15 protein-coding genes are annotated in these 13,661 nt (G+C 59.1%); 8 read left to right on the top strand and 7 right to left on the bottom strand.

What is annotated here, in order from left to right:
• Positions 1–15: 15 nt before the first annotated feature.
• From BCM02_RS33595 to BCM02_RS35595, 5 genes are all read left to right on the top strand, one after another.
• Positions 16–1,530 (top strand): ATP-binding protein, encoded by a 1,515-nt coding sequence (locus BCM02_RS33595; RefSeq protein WP_148933494.1) that lies wholly within the window; start codon positions 16–18, stop codon positions 1,528–1,530.
• A gap of 77 nt (positions 1,531–1,607) precedes the next feature.
• Positions 1,608–1,883, top strand: coding sequence for a GNAT family N-acetyltransferase (locus BCM02_RS33590; RefSeq protein ID WP_148933493.1), 276 nt, complete (start codon positions 1,608–1,610; stop codon positions 1,881–1,883).
• Between the two features lie 75 nt (positions 1,884–1,958).
• Positions 1,959–3,101, top strand: coding sequence for a zinc-dependent alcohol dehydrogenase (locus BCM02_RS33585; RefSeq protein ID WP_148933492.1), 1,143 nt, complete (start codon positions 1,959–1,961; stop codon positions 3,099–3,101).
• Between the two features lie 155 nt (positions 3,102–3,256).
• The gene (locus BCM02_RS33580; RefSeq protein WP_246183675.1) at positions 3,257–3,592 is read left to right on the top strand and encodes an MmcQ/YjbR family DNA-binding protein; all 336 of its coding nucleotides are present in this window, start codon (positions 3,257–3,259) and stop codon (positions 3,590–3,592) included.
• A gap of 49 nt (positions 3,593–3,641) precedes the next feature.
• Positions 3,642–3,782: a VOC family protein gene (locus BCM02_RS35595; RefSeq protein WP_187434555.1), complete on the top strand. Its 141-nt coding sequence runs from the start codon at positions 3,642–3,644 to the stop codon at positions 3,780–3,782.
• A gap of 419 nt (positions 3,783–4,201) precedes the next feature.
• Here the strand turns inward: BCM02_RS35595 and BCM02_RS33575 are convergent, their stop codons facing one another.
• The 5 genes from BCM02_RS33575 to BCM02_RS33555 all read right to left on the bottom strand — a co-directional run bounded on the left by BCM02_RS33575 (position 4,202) and on the right by BCM02_RS33555 (position 9,320).
• A complete protein-coding gene (locus BCM02_RS33575; protein WP_148933490.1) occupies positions 4,202–4,510 on the bottom strand; it encodes a hypothetical protein in 309 nt (102 codons plus the stop codon).
• 239 nt (positions 4,511–4,749) lie between these two features.
• Positions 4,750–5,625 (bottom strand): carbohydrate ABC transporter permease, encoded by an 876-nt coding sequence (locus BCM02_RS33570; protein ID WP_148933489.1) that lies wholly within the window; start codon positions 5,623–5,625, stop codon positions 4,750–4,752.
• A gap of 22 nt (positions 5,626–5,647) precedes the next feature.
• Positions 5,648–6,451, bottom strand: a complete 804-nt coding sequence (locus BCM02_RS33565; RefSeq protein WP_246183674.1) for a carbohydrate ABC transporter permease — start codon at positions 6,449–6,451, stop codon at positions 5,648–5,650.
• A gap of 174 nt (positions 6,452–6,625) precedes the next feature.
• On the bottom strand, positions 6,626–7,987 hold the full coding sequence (locus BCM02_RS33560) for an ABC transporter substrate-binding protein (protein ID WP_148933487.1): 1,362 nt from the start codon (positions 7,985–7,987) through the stop codon (positions 6,626–6,628).
• A 247-nt stretch (positions 7,988–8,234) separates the two neighbouring features.
• Positions 8,235–9,320, bottom strand: coding sequence for a LysM peptidoglycan-binding domain-containing protein (locus tag BCM02_RS33555; protein WP_148933486.1), 1,086 nt, complete (start codon positions 9,318–9,320; stop codon positions 8,235–8,237).
• 201 nt (positions 9,321–9,521) lie between these two features.
• On the opposite strand from BCM02_RS33555, the gene BCM02_RS33550 reads away from it, so the two are divergent.
• The gene (locus tag BCM02_RS33550; RefSeq protein ID WP_148933485.1) at positions 9,522–10,457 is read left to right on the top strand and encodes a S8 family peptidase; all 936 of its coding nucleotides are present in this window, start codon (positions 9,522–9,524) and stop codon (positions 10,455–10,457) included.
• Positions 10,458–10,583: 126 nt separating this feature from the next.
• Positions 10,584–10,826: a DUF6953 family protein gene (locus BCM02_RS33545; RefSeq protein WP_148933484.1), complete on the top strand. Its 243-nt coding sequence runs from the start codon at positions 10,584–10,586 to the stop codon at positions 10,824–10,826.
• A gap of 150 nt (positions 10,827–10,976) precedes the next feature.
• On the opposite strand, the gene chrA is transcribed toward BCM02_RS33545, so the two are convergent.
• Both chrA and chrB read right to left on the bottom strand, forming a co-directional pair.
• Positions 10,977–11,522 (bottom strand): chromate efflux transporter ChrA, encoded by a 546-nt coding sequence (chrA, locus tag BCM02_RS33540; RefSeq protein WP_148933483.1) that lies wholly within the window; start codon positions 11,520–11,522, stop codon positions 10,977–10,979.
• Positions 11,519–12,136 carry a chromate efflux transporter ChrB gene (gene chrB, locus BCM02_RS33535; protein ID WP_148933482.1) on the bottom strand — a complete coding sequence of 206 codons (618 nt, stop codon included), beginning with the start codon at positions 12,134–12,136 and terminating at the stop codon, positions 11,519–11,521. Before chrB ends, chrA begins: the two co-directional genes overlap by 4 nt.
• Before the next feature lie 409 nt (positions 12,137–12,545).
• Here chrB and BCM02_RS33530 point away from each other — a divergent pair, with 409 nt between their 5' ends.
• Entirely contained in the window at positions 12,546–13,553 is a 1,008-nt protein-coding gene (locus BCM02_RS33530; protein WP_148933481.1) for an HD-GYP domain-containing protein, read from the top strand.
• The last annotated feature ends 108 nt before the right edge of the window (positions 13,554–13,661 follow it).

Genomic DNA, 13,661 nt, shown 5'->3' with positions numbered 1-13,661 from the left:
GAGCAATTGTCAAAATTGACTATAGCCGCCAAGCAACTATCACCCCGTCATACCGGACTTCTATATTTCTTGATCGTGCTCGTGCCGATGGGCCTGTTCAGCTTGACGTTTCTGCAAGTGAAGACGAACAGCGCCTACGATGAACTGGGCGATACGGCCCGGCAGCTTTCCGGCGTGCACGCGCTCTATGTGGAGAGTTTCTTCAGCGAGACGATCGGCCGCATGGAGAGCTTGTCGATTTACTTGAGCGGGGAACCGGAGAACAGCGAGCTGATGGAGCGGATGCTGGCCGCCACTCACCAGGTGGACCAGCGGTTCTCCGGCTTCTATATCGCCGACGCGAACGGCGACATCGTCAGTTCGTCGAATCCGTCCGAGATCAAAGGCAATGTGTCGGGACGCGCGGAGTTCAGGCTGGCGCTGCTGACGCGCAAGCGGCAGGTATCGGAGCCGCATTTCGGCCAAGGGACGGGGCAATATTACGTCTCGATCGCAACCCCGATCCCCTCCCATTCGGGGAATATTCGGCACGTCATTATCGGCAGTCTTCAAATCGGCGAGATGCAGAAGGGTCTTCAGCATCTGGTGCGGGACGAGAACGTGCGGATGTATGACCGGTCCGGCCATGTGCTGCTGCAGACGGAGGACTTGGCCGCGGACGGCCACACGGTGTCCTCCTCGATTCTTCTCGAAGCCGTGCCGTGGCAGGTCGAAGCGACGCTGGCGCTGGATTACGCGAACGCCGTTTGGAAGCCGTACCTGATTTACGCGGCCGCCGTGTTGGTTATTCTTAACTGCGTCTTTTTCTTGGTCAAGGCGGTTCTCGCCAAGAGGAGGGTGGACCGCGAGCTCGCGCGAATCGAAGCAGACAAGCTGAAGCTCATCGGCACGATCGCCGCGGGGACGGCGCACGAAATCCGCAATCCGCTGACCGGCATCAAAGGCTTCATCTCGCTGCTGAGTCAGAAGTATACCGACGAACGGGATCAGTATTATTTCGCGCTCATTCAGACGGAAGTGAACCGGATCAACGACATCGTCAGCGAGCTGCTGCTGATCGGCAAGCCCGCGGGCCTTCGGAAAGAGACGATCGTCGTGCAGGACGTGATGAAGGAGGTCTTGCCCCTGTTCGAGTCGGAGGCGCAGCTGCAGCATGCCCGCGTGACGGCTGCCCTGCCGGCCTATCCGCTGCGCGTCTCGATCTCCCGGGATCACTTCAAGCAGGTGCTGCTCAACCTGAGCAAGAACGCGCTGGAAGCGTTGGAGGGCGGCGGAGAAATCTCGATCAAGGCGGCGGAAGAGGGCGATCGCATCCGCATTCGGATCGCGGACACCGGCAAGGGCATGTCGGCGGAGACGCTGCGCAAGTTGTTCGTGCCGTTCTTCACGATGAAGAGCACCGGGACGGGGCTGGGCCTCGTCGTCTGCAAGCAAATTCTCGACAGCTACGGCGGCAGCCTCATTATAGACAGCCGGGTTGGCGCGGGGACGACGGCTACGATCGACCTTCCGGCGGTGCAGACGTCCTAACCTAGCCGGCATTGCGCCGCCGGCCGGGACGCATACTAATCTAGCGAGCTGGATCGCACAACCTAAGGAGGATGTTCATGCGGGAGACGGTAAAGGAAGGCAACGGCTTCATCATCCGGGAGAACGGAACGGCGGTGGGCGAAATTACGTTCGCCGAAGACGGGCAGGACACGCTGATTATCGATCACACCTACGTGGATCCGTCGATGCGCGGCCAGAAGCTTGGCGACGAGCTCGTTCGGCAGGTCGTCGATCATGCGCGGGCGTCCGGCAAGCGGATCGTGCCGGCTTGTTCGTTCGCGCACGCGCTATTCCGCCGACACGGGGAATTCGAAGACGTCTGGAAGCGCTGAAGCGCCAAGGCGCCGTATATCCCTCCCTGAACAGGGGAAACTCTGGAAGAGTTCGCGCCAGAGGGGGATTAACCGATGAAAGCCTTAACGTATCAAGGCATGAAGCACGTGAAAGTAAAAGAAGTGGAGGACCCGACGCTGCAGAAGGCGGACGATGTTCTCGTGCGAATTACGACGACGACGATCTGCGGGTCGGATTTGCATATTTACAACGGAGAAATCCCGAATGTGCCGGACGATTTCGTCATCGGCCATGAGCCAATGGGCATCGTCGAGGCGGTCGGTCCGGACGTGACGCGCGTCAAGAAAGGCGACCGGGTCATCATTCCGTTCAACGTCTCTTGCGGAGCCTGCTGGTTCTGCCGGCATCAGCTGGAGAGTCAATGCGACAATTCGAACGAATTCCTGCACGGCCAGACGGGCGGCTACTTCGGATACTCGGAGACGTACGGCGGTTACGCGGGCGGACAGGCCGAATACATGCGGGTGCCGTACGGGAATTTCGTGCCGTTCAAGGTGCCGGAGGACGCCGAGATGGAGGACGAGAAGCTGCTGTTCCTCTCGGACATCGTCCCGACGGCGTATTGGAGCGTCGAGTCTGCCGGCGTGAAGCCCGGCGATACCGTCATTATCCTCGGATGCGGGCCGGTCGGCCTGCTCGCCCAGAAATTCGCCTGGATGAAGGGCGCGAAACGGGTCATCGCCATCGACCACGTCGATTACCGGCTGGAGCACGCGCGCCGCACGAATCGGGTCGAGACGTATAACTTCAAGACGCACGACGATTTGCTCGGCCATCTGCAGGAGGAGACCCGGGGCGGGGCGGACGTCGTCATCGACGCGGTCGGGCTGGATGCTGAGAAGACGGTGCTGGAGAAGATCGAGACGATGCTCAAGCTGCAAGGCGGCGGACTCGGCGCGTTTCGCATGGCGGCCAAGCTGGTGCGCAAGGCGGGCACCATTCAAGTGACGGGCGTGTACGGGACGAATTACAACGCGTTTCCGTTCGGGGACCTGTTCAGCCGGAACATTACGCTCAGGATGGGGCAAGCGCCGATCATTCATTACATGCCCGAGCTGTACCGGATGATCAAGGAGGAGAAGTTCGACCCGACGGACATCATCACCCAGCGGCTGCCGTTAGACGACGCCGCGCACGCCTACCGCATTTTCAACAATAAGGTGGACAATGCGATCAAAATCGTGCTCAAGCCGTAACCGGCGAACCGGACAAGACAGCGAGTCCTATAAGCGAGCAAACCCGAAAAAAGCCAACTTCCCGTACGCGAGAAGCTGGCTTTTTGTGCGAGAGGATTTGGAAGTTATTGGACGAATACTAGTATAATATTGTGAGCGATCGAGGGGGAAGCGTGATGAACATCGCCGAAGCGCGAGCGATCGCGCTGGCCTTGCCGGGGACGGAGGAAACGGATCACGGGGGCAAGCCGTCGTTCCGCGTGAACGGGAAGATTTTCGCCATTATTCAAGCGGACGGGCGCACGTTAACCGTCAAGACGACGAAGGAGGAACGGGCGCTGCTTGCGAGCGCCAAGCCGGAGACGTATGGCGTGCCGGAGGGATTCGCGCATCTGAGCTACATGCATGTCCGGGTGGAGACGGCGGAGGCCGGACAGGTTCGGGAATTGATCGAAGCCGCTTGGGGCTGGGTGGCGCCGAAGAAGGCGGTGAGAGCCTATTTCGAGCGATAAAAGAAACGGCGGGGCTAAGAAGGTCCGTACAATGTGGAGGTGCGAATCAATGAGGAAGCCGATCGACAACCGCATCGATACGATATTCGTGCATGTCGCCGATTTGAATCGTTCCGTAAGGTGGTATGCCGAACTGCTCGGGTTGGAAGCGCCGAACGGGACTCTAGACGTCTCCGGTCTATACGCTTGATATGGGGCGGGGCGACCCGGTCTTACGCTCGACAATCACGCTTTCGACGAGGATTACGCGTTCGTGCCGTCCAATCAGCCGATCTTTAATTTCAGCGCGGGCGCGCTCGAACTTTCCCCTTCATTCGTAATCGGCCACCAACCCCGAACGTGCCGAATATGGATGGTCCCCTGATGCGCTTTTCGCTCCAAGCGACCGATTGCAGAGAAGGCGATAAGCGGGTATGCGGACGATAAGCGGTTCGAGCAGATCGTCGTGACGGCGCATACGGGCATTCGCGATTTGCGTTAGACGAAGCTGCGGCCGCCGGGTCAAGGGACGCGCTTCCCTATATGGCAAGACAAGGCCGCCGGTCAACCGGCGGCCTTGTCTTGTGCGATGCGCCTAACTAACCCGCGCCGCGAGCGTTATCGGGTCGTTCATTTCTTCTTCGCCAATCGTTCCACCGTTCGCGTCAATTCGTCGATCTGCCGCTGCATGCGGGCGAGCTTCTCCTCCTGCTCGCGCGCGGCCAGCCGCTGTTCCGCCTCGGAGGCCGCCCCTTCCTCGATGGCAAGCGCGGCCGACAGCGTGCCGAGCGCGTCCGCGAACGTCGAGAGGGCTCCCGCGACCAAGGCGAGTTTGGCCGACGCGCTGGGCTCGCCCGCAGGCGCTGCTGCCGCTACCGCCGGCGCGGCGGTAGCGGCGGCCGTGGCGACCTGGCGCGTCGTCGCCTTTCGTTTGCTCATGCAATCCGTCTCCTTAGGGACGGAGCCAAGCGCCGTCCAACTTAGGCTTTTAATGATAATTAATGCCCCGGACGTTCTTTTGGTGAATGGCCAACGTGACACGCTTCCGCCGACCATTACCCTATTAAAAAAGGGCAGCCCCGCCGGTCTATCGACCTGTGGGGCTGCCCTCGTGCACAATTGCGATGCTTGCCGCAGACTGCTTCGCTGTCTGAGCGGTGGATGAACACGATGTCGTATTAGCCTTTAATTGCGCCTTCCGTCATGCCTTTCTCGATGAAGCGTTGGATGAACAGATACACGATCAGGACCGGAATGACCGTCAGCGAGACGGCGGAGGCCATCAGACCGAAGTCGGTGCCGTACTGCGAGCTGATTTCGTTGAGCAGGGCGACGATCGGCCGCACGTTCTCTTTGTTGACGAAGATCAAGGCGGAGAACAGATCGTTGTACGACCAGAGGAAGACGAAGATGCTTGCCGACGCGAAGACGGGTCTGGAGATGGGCAGAAATACTTTCGTGAACATCGAGAACCGGTTGCAGCCGTCGATGAAGGCCGCTTCTTCGAGGTCCTTCGGTATCGTTGCCATGTAGGCCGCGATAACGAGAATCGCGAAGGTCAGGTTGCCGGCCGTTTGCGGGAGAATGAGTCCCCAATACGTGTTGACCAGCTTCCACTTGATCAGCAGCTCGTAGACCGGCACGACCGTCGCGAAGGCCGGTATGAGCAGCGTGGCCACGAGTATGGATTGCACGATCGTCTTGCCGCGGAAGTGGAACCGCGCCATGATGTAAGCGGCGAGACCGCCCAGCACGAGCACGAGGGTCACGGTGCTGATGGACATGATCAAGCTGTTCACGTAGCTCTTCCCGATATCGATGCGATCGAACGCGTTGGTGTAATTGGTCAACACCGGCTTGAGCGCGATCGCGAACGAGTTATTCATAACGTCCCTGGATATTTTAAACGAGTTGTTCACGATCCAGAAAAGCGGATATATCGTCGTCAATGACCAGAGAGCCAGGCACAGATAGGTGAATATCGAGCCGAAGGAGACGGTTCTTCTGGCAGTCGGTTGGACGTGTTCAGGCGTCCCTGCATGAGTTTGCTGCATGACCTTACACCCCTATAAGAGCTTAGTATGTGATATCTTCTTTCTTCAGCAACCGGTTGGTGACCAAGGAAAGAACAACGCCGAACACGACGATGTAGACCGCGATCGTGGAGCCATATCCGAAGTTCAAGTCGACCATCGCTTTCTTGTACATATAGGTGCCGAGTACTTCGGTGCCGTTCTGGCCGCGGGCCAAAATCCAGATGAAATCGAATACTTTAAGCGTACCTGTAATGGCTAGGATAAGGACGACTTTAATGTCGCTCAAGATAAGCGGAATCGTAATATGAATCGTTTTCTTGAAGCCGGTAATGCCTTCGAGCTTGGCCGCTTCGTAGAAGTCGGACGGAATTTTGGACATGGCCGTCAGGAACAGGACGAAGTAGAAGCCCACGTAGTGCCAGACGGTCGGGACGGCAATGGCCTTGAGCGAACCGGTCTCGCTCATCCATAGAATTTTCTCGATGCCAAGCTTCGCGAGGAAGCCGTTCAGCAGGCCGAACTGGTAGTTGTAGATCAGGACGAACAGCAGGGAGATCGCCGCGCCGGAGATGACGATCGGGAAGAAGAAGACGGTGCGGAAGAATCCTTTGCCCTTGCTGATGTTGTCGACCATGACGGCCAGGACGAGCGCGATGCCGACTTGGAAAATGATGACGTAAAGCATGATTTCGAGCGTATGAAGCGTCGCGGCGCCGAGCTGGCTGTCGGTGAACAACCGCGTGTAGTTCTCGAATCCGACGAACTTCTTGTCGAAGAAGCCGTTGGTCCGGAAGAAGCTGAGGTAGAGGCTTTTTAAGAACGGGTAGTACACGAAAGCGGACATCAACAGTGCCGCCGGCAACAAAAACATAAAGATATACTTGCGATCGCCCTTCATTCCATCACCTTCGGTATTAGTTTGGCATTCGTGGCTTAGAAACAACTCCGCCGCCCATGGAGCCAGAGGGGCGGCGGAATGCTTACCTATTGGTGCTGCGTGCTGCCTGATGCGATTCGATTACTGCTTGGACGCTTCGATCTTTTGCGCTTCTTCCAGCGCCGCTTTCGGCGTTTTCTCGCCTTTCACGATCGGCTGGATGCCGGCGCGGATCGTCGTGAACGTCTCCGGATCGATTTGGCTGTCGACCGGCGCGTTGATGGACGTCGCTTCGGCCGCCATTTTAAAGCCGTCGAGCGTCGCTTGGCCAAGACCTTCCGGTTGTACGTCGGCTGCCGGCGTACCGCCGTTCGCCTCGGACACTTTCTTGATCGCGTCCGGGGACGTCAGGTGTTTCATCAGCGCGATCGCCATATCTTTCTTCTTCGCGTCGTCGAACGTTTTCTTCGACAGGTAGAAGCCCGTGCCGAAACCGCCGACGATGTCTTTGCCCGTGCCTTTGCCGCCTGGAACCGTCGGGAACGGAAGAACCGTCGTCTCGTTGCGCACGCTTTCTTCGAAGCCGCCGAGCGCCCACGAGCCTTCGATGATCATTGCCGCGAGACCTTGGGAATAGTAGTTGGCCGCCATGCCCAGGTCGATCGTAGCCGCGTCTTTCGGGAACGCGCCCAGATCGTACAGTTCTTTCAGCGCCGCAAGGCCGGTTTCCCAATCCGGGTTAACGCCGTTCGCAAGACCGGACTTCTGGCCTTCTGCGCCAGCGCCGGAGAGGATGGCGTGCTCGATTAGGTAGTGGGATTGGTCGAAGGGACCGGAGAGCGGGATGATGCCCTTCGCCGAGAGCGCCTTCACCGCCGCCGTCATCTTCGCCCAGTCGGTCGGAAGCTCCAGGCCGTTGTCGGCGAAAATCTTCTTGTTGACGAACAGACCTTCGTAGAAGCCGGTCAGCGGAGCGGCGTAGATTTTGCCGTCCGGTTGGCGGACCGCTTCAAGCGCCGTCGGCAGGTAGCCGTTCTTCCAAGTCGCGTCCGCTTCGAGCAGTTCGTCGAGCGGCACGACTTTGCCGGCGTTCACGAAGCCTTCGGCGTCTTTGCCGACGAAGTAGAACAGCAGGTCCGGCTCGTTGCCGCTGTTCATGTCCGTGTTGACTTTCGTCCGGAAGCTGTCGTCGTTCGCGGACATCGTGTCGTTGTTGATCGTTACGTTCGGGTATTTCGCCGTGAATTCGTCGATAAGAGCTTGGAACGATTCGCGAGCGGCGTCCGTGCCGCCGAACGTCGAGAAGACGCGGAGCGAGACGGGCTCGGCTTCTGCAGGCGGCTCCGCTTCTTTTTCTGTGTTGTTCGCGGCCGCGTTGTTCGCAGGCGCGTTGGCACCGCTTTCAGCATTGCCGGAGTTGCCGTTGTTGCCGCCGCCGCAAGCAGACAGAAGCATCATGCTAGCCATGGAGACGGCGAGTAACATTTTAGATCTTTTAGACACGTTGCAAATCCCCCTTAGATAATAGTGTATCGACTACTATTGCTGGTGAAGCTTGCTGTACACCCCAATTGTATGGAACTCCCAGATGCCTGATAAGGGGGAAAAATCTCTAACGGAAGGGATAAAAATCTAGCAAATTCCAGGCGGGGGGATAATTCGATTTTAAGGGGGAGAAGTCCCTATGGAGAGGGGGTCTTTTGCCTCATTAGAGGTGCGAATCCTCCGCTCTCCTGGGACTTATCCGAGGTTACTGCTTCTCCCACCACTTCAGATACGCGTACGGATTCATCGCCTTCCAGTTGGCCGTCGCGGAATTGTAGAAGCCGAAGTGGAGATGGGGGATGAATTTGCCGCGCGTGCCGGCAGGGCCGTAGCCGGTCGAACCGACATAGCCGATGAGCTGCGATTTCTTGACGATGCTGCCGTTCGTAATGCCGGCGGCGTAGGCCGAAAGATGCGCATAGTAGAACACGTGCTTTTTGTCGGGCGTCTCGATCGACAGCCGCCATCCGCCGAGCGTGCTCCACCCTTTGCGCACGACCTTGCCGTCGTAGGCCGAGAAGACCGGGGTCGATTCCGGCGCCTCGATATCGTTGCCCTCGTGCACGCGGGCGGTCTGGTTCAGCGAGAAGCTCCGCGCGTCGCCGTAGGTATTGCCGAACGGCGTATACGTGTCGTTCAAGAGCGGGAATTGCCCGTCGGCGAACGCCGCCGGCTTCGGCACGGACTTCTCGGGCGGAATGTAGAGCAGCTGGCCGAGGGCGATCAAATTGCTCGTCAGATTGTTCGCTTGCTTGATCGCGGCGACGGTCGTTTCGTACTTGGCGGCGATGCCGTACAGCGTGTCGCCCGCCTCGACGACGTAGTTCGGATCCATCGTGAAAATATGCTCGCCCGGCACGATCAGATCGCCGGAGAGACCGCTCCACGCTTTTAACTTGGCGACGGTGACCCCGTATTTTTTGGCGATGCCCGACAGCGTATCGCCGGCTTGCACGATGTAATGGCGTTCGGAATGATAGTCTTTCGCCAGCGGATAGACGGCGTAGACCGAGATCATGGCTAGATTCGTCTTCGGGTCTGTTCGAATCGGCGTATCCATGGTGACGGGGACGCCGTTCTTGTAGGCGATGTTCGAGCCGGAGCGGAATACGAGCTGGACGCCCTCCCGGTTCACTTCGATCTGTTTGGTGGACGCGTTCCAATCGACGCTCGCGTCCATCGTCCGGAATACGTTGCGCAGGCTGACGGTCGGCGAGGAGGCGGAAGCGGCCGAAGCGCCGGCGCCGCAGAGAACAGCCGCGATGCACAAGGCGGAAGCCGTTTTCTTCATATTGTCACCTCTTGGCAGGTCTTTCGTCTTAATCTGCCATTGTAGGCGGAAGATTATCCGGTCGGCCAATAAGTCCGCGATCGTCTTCGATTCGGAGGATGGAAACGGGCCGTGTTTCCAGCGGATAGAACTCAAGGGTCCAAACGCTTTCTAGTAATTCCCATATATTGCGATATGCGAATTTACGAGGAGGCGATAACGATGAGAATGAGCTTGATCCCATACGAACTGACCTCGATCGTGTCGACGGAAGCGGTCGCGGCGAGCGAGATTCCGCCGGGAGTCTTCCATATCCACGCCCCGGAAATTTGGACGCAAGGGTACCAAGGCGCGGGCGTCGTGATCGCCGTGCTCGATACGGGCTGCGATATTACGCACCCCGATCTGGCCGGACAAGTGATCGCGGGATGGAACTATACGCTGGAGGGCGGTCCGAACGACCTGACGGATCTGAACGGGCACGGCACGCACGTGTGCGGCACGATCGCGGCGCACTTGAACGGCAGCGGCGTCGCCGGCGCCGCGCCGCAGGCGAAGTTGCTCGTGATCAAAGTGCTGAACGCCGCGGGAGACGGAGAGTCGGCTCATCTGGTCAATGCGATCAACAGCGCCGTTGGCTGGCGCGGTCCGAACGGGGAACGGGTGCGCGTTATCTCGATGTCGCTTGCGGGGCCGTACAACGATCCAGCGCTGCAGACGGCGATCGTCAACGCGGTGGATAATTGCGGCGTGCTGGTCGTCTGCGCGTCGGGCAACGACGGCGACGGGAATCCCTCGACGTCCGAAATTGCGTACCCGGGCGCATATCCGGAAGTCGTCGAGGTAGGCGCCTATGATATGAGTTCGGGCGTCGTGGCCGCCTTCTCGAACACGAACGGCCAGATCGACCTGATCGCGCCGGGCGTGATGATTCTCTCCGCGTATCCGAGAGCGCAGTACGCCTACATGTCCGGCACGAGCATGGCGACGCCGCACGTCTCGGCCGCGGCGGCGTTGCTCATACAACAATACGAGGCGCAGAACGGCGCGGAGATCGGCGAGCCGGCGCTCTTTCAGCTGCTGATCGGCCGTACGGTTAGCATCGGCGCGCCGCCCCAGGCGCAGGGCAACGGCGATTTGAATTTGGTTGCGCCATAGGAGGGCCGCGCGACCTCGACCGGATCGGGGTGCCGCCGCGACCAAAGGCAGACGGTTTCCCTCGGCGCTAATGTAGCCTATACTAACGATACGCACCAGGACATGTGCTATTGAGGGGGATTCGAGATGCCGGAGACATCGACCGCGCAGGACGTGGCGGCCTGGATGGTGGAGACGATTCGCTTCCATGGGACGCTGGCCCAGAGCGACGCCATCGCGCAGGTGGAGGAGAAATTCGGGGCGCAGTTCGTCTTCGTGAACGAGAGCGGCAACGCCTCGCTCGCGAAGGAAGTGAAGATGGCGTTCCGCAAGCTGCACCGGGGCAAGATCGCCTGGGACCGTGAAGGATTTTTCTGGGCGTGGACGTGAGCTGCCCGTAAGCGGGAGGCCGTAACGACGAAAAGCCGCTTCTCGATGCCGAGAAGCGGCTTTTCGGGCGTTGAACGGGACGCAAGCAAGTCGTGCGATCCGTGCAGCCTAACGCTTCGAGTTGGCGATGCCTTGCTTTATCCGCCGCCTCTAGAACAGCACGCCGGACAACACGAACGCCCCATAGACGAACGCGATGCAGATGACGATCGCCGGGTGGATCTTCTTCCGTTCCATCGCCCAATACGCGACCGCCGCGATGCCGAGCGACTGCCATAGGCCGGCCGATTCGACGGATGTGCGGCCCATCTGCCAAGTCAGCAGCACCATCATGATCGCGACGACCGGCTGGACGAGCAGCGTCATGCCTTTGACCACCGGCGATTGGCGGTGCTTCTGAAGCAGGTTCAGCAGGATAATGAGCGCAACGGCCGAAGGGACGATCGTGGCCGCGAGCGCGAGCGCCATGCCGACGACCCCGATTTGGTCATAACCGACGAACGCCGCGATTTTGGTCGCGATCGGGCCGGGCAGCGCATTGCCGAGCGCCAGGATATTCGAGAATTCCTTATCCGTCGTCCAGTGGTACCGGTCGACGATCTCATGGTACATCAGCGGGATCGAAGCCGGTCCGCCCCCGTAGCCGAGGACGTTGGCGACGAAGAAGCCGATGAGGAGTTGGAGCCATTCCGTCATGAAGCGCCACCGTCCGTTCCGCGCGCCGTCTCCCGCCCAGCACGGCGCTTCTTCCACCAGGCAATGCCCTTGAAGTGAACGGCGCCGTAAGCGAGGAAGATTGCGATGACGATCGCATCCTGCACGTCGATCACCTGCAGCAGGAGGAAGGCGATCAGGAAGAAGGCGATGCCGAGCGGCTTGCCGAGCCCTTTGACGGCTCGCTCCGCGAATTCATAGGCCATGACGCCGAGCATGACGGAGATAACGGGGATGACCGCCGCGATCATCCCTTGCACGACGGCGGAGCCGCTCAGCATCTCCACGGCCGACAGCAGCGCGATCATGGCGATCGCCGAAGGCATGACGTGCGCGAGGACCGAGATGACGGCGCCCAAGGTTCCTTTGCGGCGATAACCGAGATACGCGGCCATCTTCGTCGCGATCGGTCCCGGAAGCGCGTTCGCCAGCGCCAGGATTTCCGCGAATTCTTCGTCTCCCAACCAGCGGTAGCGGGTTACGACTTCGTACCGGATCAGCGGGATGACGGACGGTCCGCCGCCATATCCGAGCACGCCCGTCTTGAACATCGCCCAGGACAGCCGGACATAGTCGCGCTCTTGCTTCTGTTCCATCAAGCCGTCCCCTTTCGGGATAAGCGTACCGGCCGCCTGCGGGTCTGGGCCGGAGTTTCCCATTCTTATAATGGAATACTATACACGGCCGCTCGCCGGCATATCAATGGCGCTCCCTCGCATTGCGCCGCTTCCACCAAATAGAAGCATCTCCGCTGTGCATCGTGCACGGGCGAAGCGAGAGAGGCAAGTCATGGGAGGCGATGCATCGATTTCCGGGAAAATCAGGCTCTGCTTCGCTCATAATAATCTCGTTGCATCCGCTGCGATTGCGATATGATCGGGCAAGCAAGCCGCTCGCGCTTAGCGATCTACCGACCGGGGCAGGATAAGATAAGTCTGGCGGCGATCAGCAACGCATTGGGCAAACGCCGCATTCGTAATCGAGACGGGGGAGGGGGAGTGCGTCATGGATGACCGGTATCTTGAGCCATTCATCGGCTATCGGCTGCGCGCCGACGTGTTCGCGGCGAACGGGACGCATCTCCTCTCCGCCGGCACTCGGCTGGAGCGCGGCCACGTTCGTTTGCTGCAGGTGAACCAGGTAGTATTGCGCAGCAAAGACGTCACGGCGTTCAGCGCGGAGCAGGAGGTTTCTATTAAGGAAGCCGTCTCCGATATCCGTCATGTGTTCCAATCCGCCGTTTCCGGAAGGAAGCTGCCCGTCGATTACGTGCACGATCGGATTCTGCCGAAGGTGCTGGAGATGGCCTCTCGCCACGCGCAGCTGATCGACCTGCTGCATCTGCTGCAGGGCAAGGACGAGTATACGTACAAGCATACTTTCGCCGTCGGAATCATATCCTCTATTATCGGCAGGTGGCTTGGCGTCCGCGGACAAGATCTGATCCGGCTCACGATGGCCGCTTCCGTGCACGATATCGGCAAGTCCGGGATCCCGAGCGAGGTGCTGCTCAAACCCGGGCGCCTGACGGAAGCGGAGTTCGACCTCATGAAGCGTCATACCCGCCAAGGTTATGAACTGCTGCTCGCCAGCGGACTGGACGAGCGGACCGCGCTGGTGGCGCTGCAGCATCACGAGCGGGAGGACGGGACGGGCTATCCGAAAGGGCTGCAGGCGGACCAAATTCACTTTTTCAGCAAAATCGTCGCGGTGGCCGATGTCTTTCATGCAATGACCTCCAATCGGGTGTACAAAAGCGCGATGCCGTTCTACGACGTGCTCTCGCTCATGTGGGAGGGCAAGCTGGGGGCGTTCCATTCGCATATCCTCCATGTGTTCATCAAACAAATCATGGAGCTGCATATCGGAAAATCGGTTGTATTAAATGACGGGGTTCCGGGTAAAATTATTTATGTCAGTTCAAGCGCTCCTTTAAAACCACTTGTGAACCGGCAAGGCGAGATCGTCGATCTCAGCCGGGAGCAACAAATAACGATCAGGGAATGGTTGTAATCGCGGCACGTTCGGACACGAGTCGGAAGCGAAATTCTTATCGCCGGCAAGGCCAAAAGAATTGCTAAATGGCTATGAATGTGGTACGATGAACGTAATCGAAATTTT

This window comes from Paenibacillus methanolicus (genome assembly GCF_008124765.1).
GTDB classification, from domain to species: Bacteria; Bacillota; Bacilli; order Paenibacillales; family Paenibacillaceae; genus Paenibacillus_Z; species Paenibacillus_Z methanolicus.
Note: the sequence above shows the minus strand (reverse complement) of the source record. Positions and strands in the feature narration are given on the sequence as shown.

What these genes read in the sequence shown, in the direction of transcription:
- BCM02_RS33570 (WP_148933489.1), bottom strand. Translation starts at nt 5,625, where the DNA reads ATGCAGCAAACTCATGCAGGGACGCCTGAACACGTCCAACCGACTGCC.
- chrA (WP_148933483.1), bottom strand. Translation starts at nt 11,522, where the DNA reads ATGACGGAATGGCTCCAACTCCTCATCGGCTTCTTCGTCGCCAACGTC.
- BCM02_RS33590 (WP_148933493.1), top strand. Translation starts at nt 1,608, where the DNA reads ATGCGGGAGACGGTAAAGGAAGGCAACGGCTTCATCATCCGGGAGAAC.
- BCM02_RS33575 (WP_148933490.1), bottom strand. Translation starts at nt 4,510, where the DNA reads ATGAGCAAACGAAAGGCGACGACGCGCCAGGTCGCCACGGCCGCCGCT.
- BCM02_RS33565 (WP_246183674.1), bottom strand. Translation starts at nt 6,451, where the DNA reads ATGTCCGCTTTCGTGTACTACCCGTTCTTAAAAAGCCTCTACCTCAGC.
- BCM02_RS33545 (WP_148933484.1), top strand. Translation starts at nt 10,584, where the DNA reads ATGCCGGAGACATCGACCGCGCAGGACGTGGCGGCCTGGATGGTGGAG.
- BCM02_RS35595 (WP_187434555.1), top strand. Translation starts at nt 3,642, where the DNA reads ATGAGGAAGCCGATCGACAACCGCATCGATACGATATTCGTGCATGTC.
- BCM02_RS33530 (WP_148933481.1), top strand. Translation starts at nt 12,546, where the DNA reads ATGGATGACCGGTATCTTGAGCCATTCATCGGCTATCGGCTGCGCGCC.
- BCM02_RS33550 (WP_148933485.1), top strand. Translation starts at nt 9,522, where the DNA reads ATGAGAATGAGCTTGATCCCATACGAACTGACCTCGATCGTGTCGACG.
- BCM02_RS33555 (WP_148933486.1), bottom strand. Translation starts at nt 9,320, where the DNA reads ATGAAGAAAACGGCTTCCGCCTTGTGCATCGCGGCTGTTCTCTGCGGC.
- chrB (WP_148933482.1), bottom strand. Translation starts at nt 12,136, where the DNA reads ATGGAACAGAAGCAAGAGCGCGACTATGTCCGGCTGTCCTGGGCGATG.
- BCM02_RS33580 (WP_246183675.1), top strand. Translation starts at nt 3,257, where the DNA reads ATGAACATCGCCGAAGCGCGAGCGATCGCGCTGGCCTTGCCGGGGACG.
- BCM02_RS33585 (WP_148933492.1), top strand. Translation starts at nt 1,959, where the DNA reads ATGAAAGCCTTAACGTATCAAGGCATGAAGCACGTGAAAGTAAAAGAA.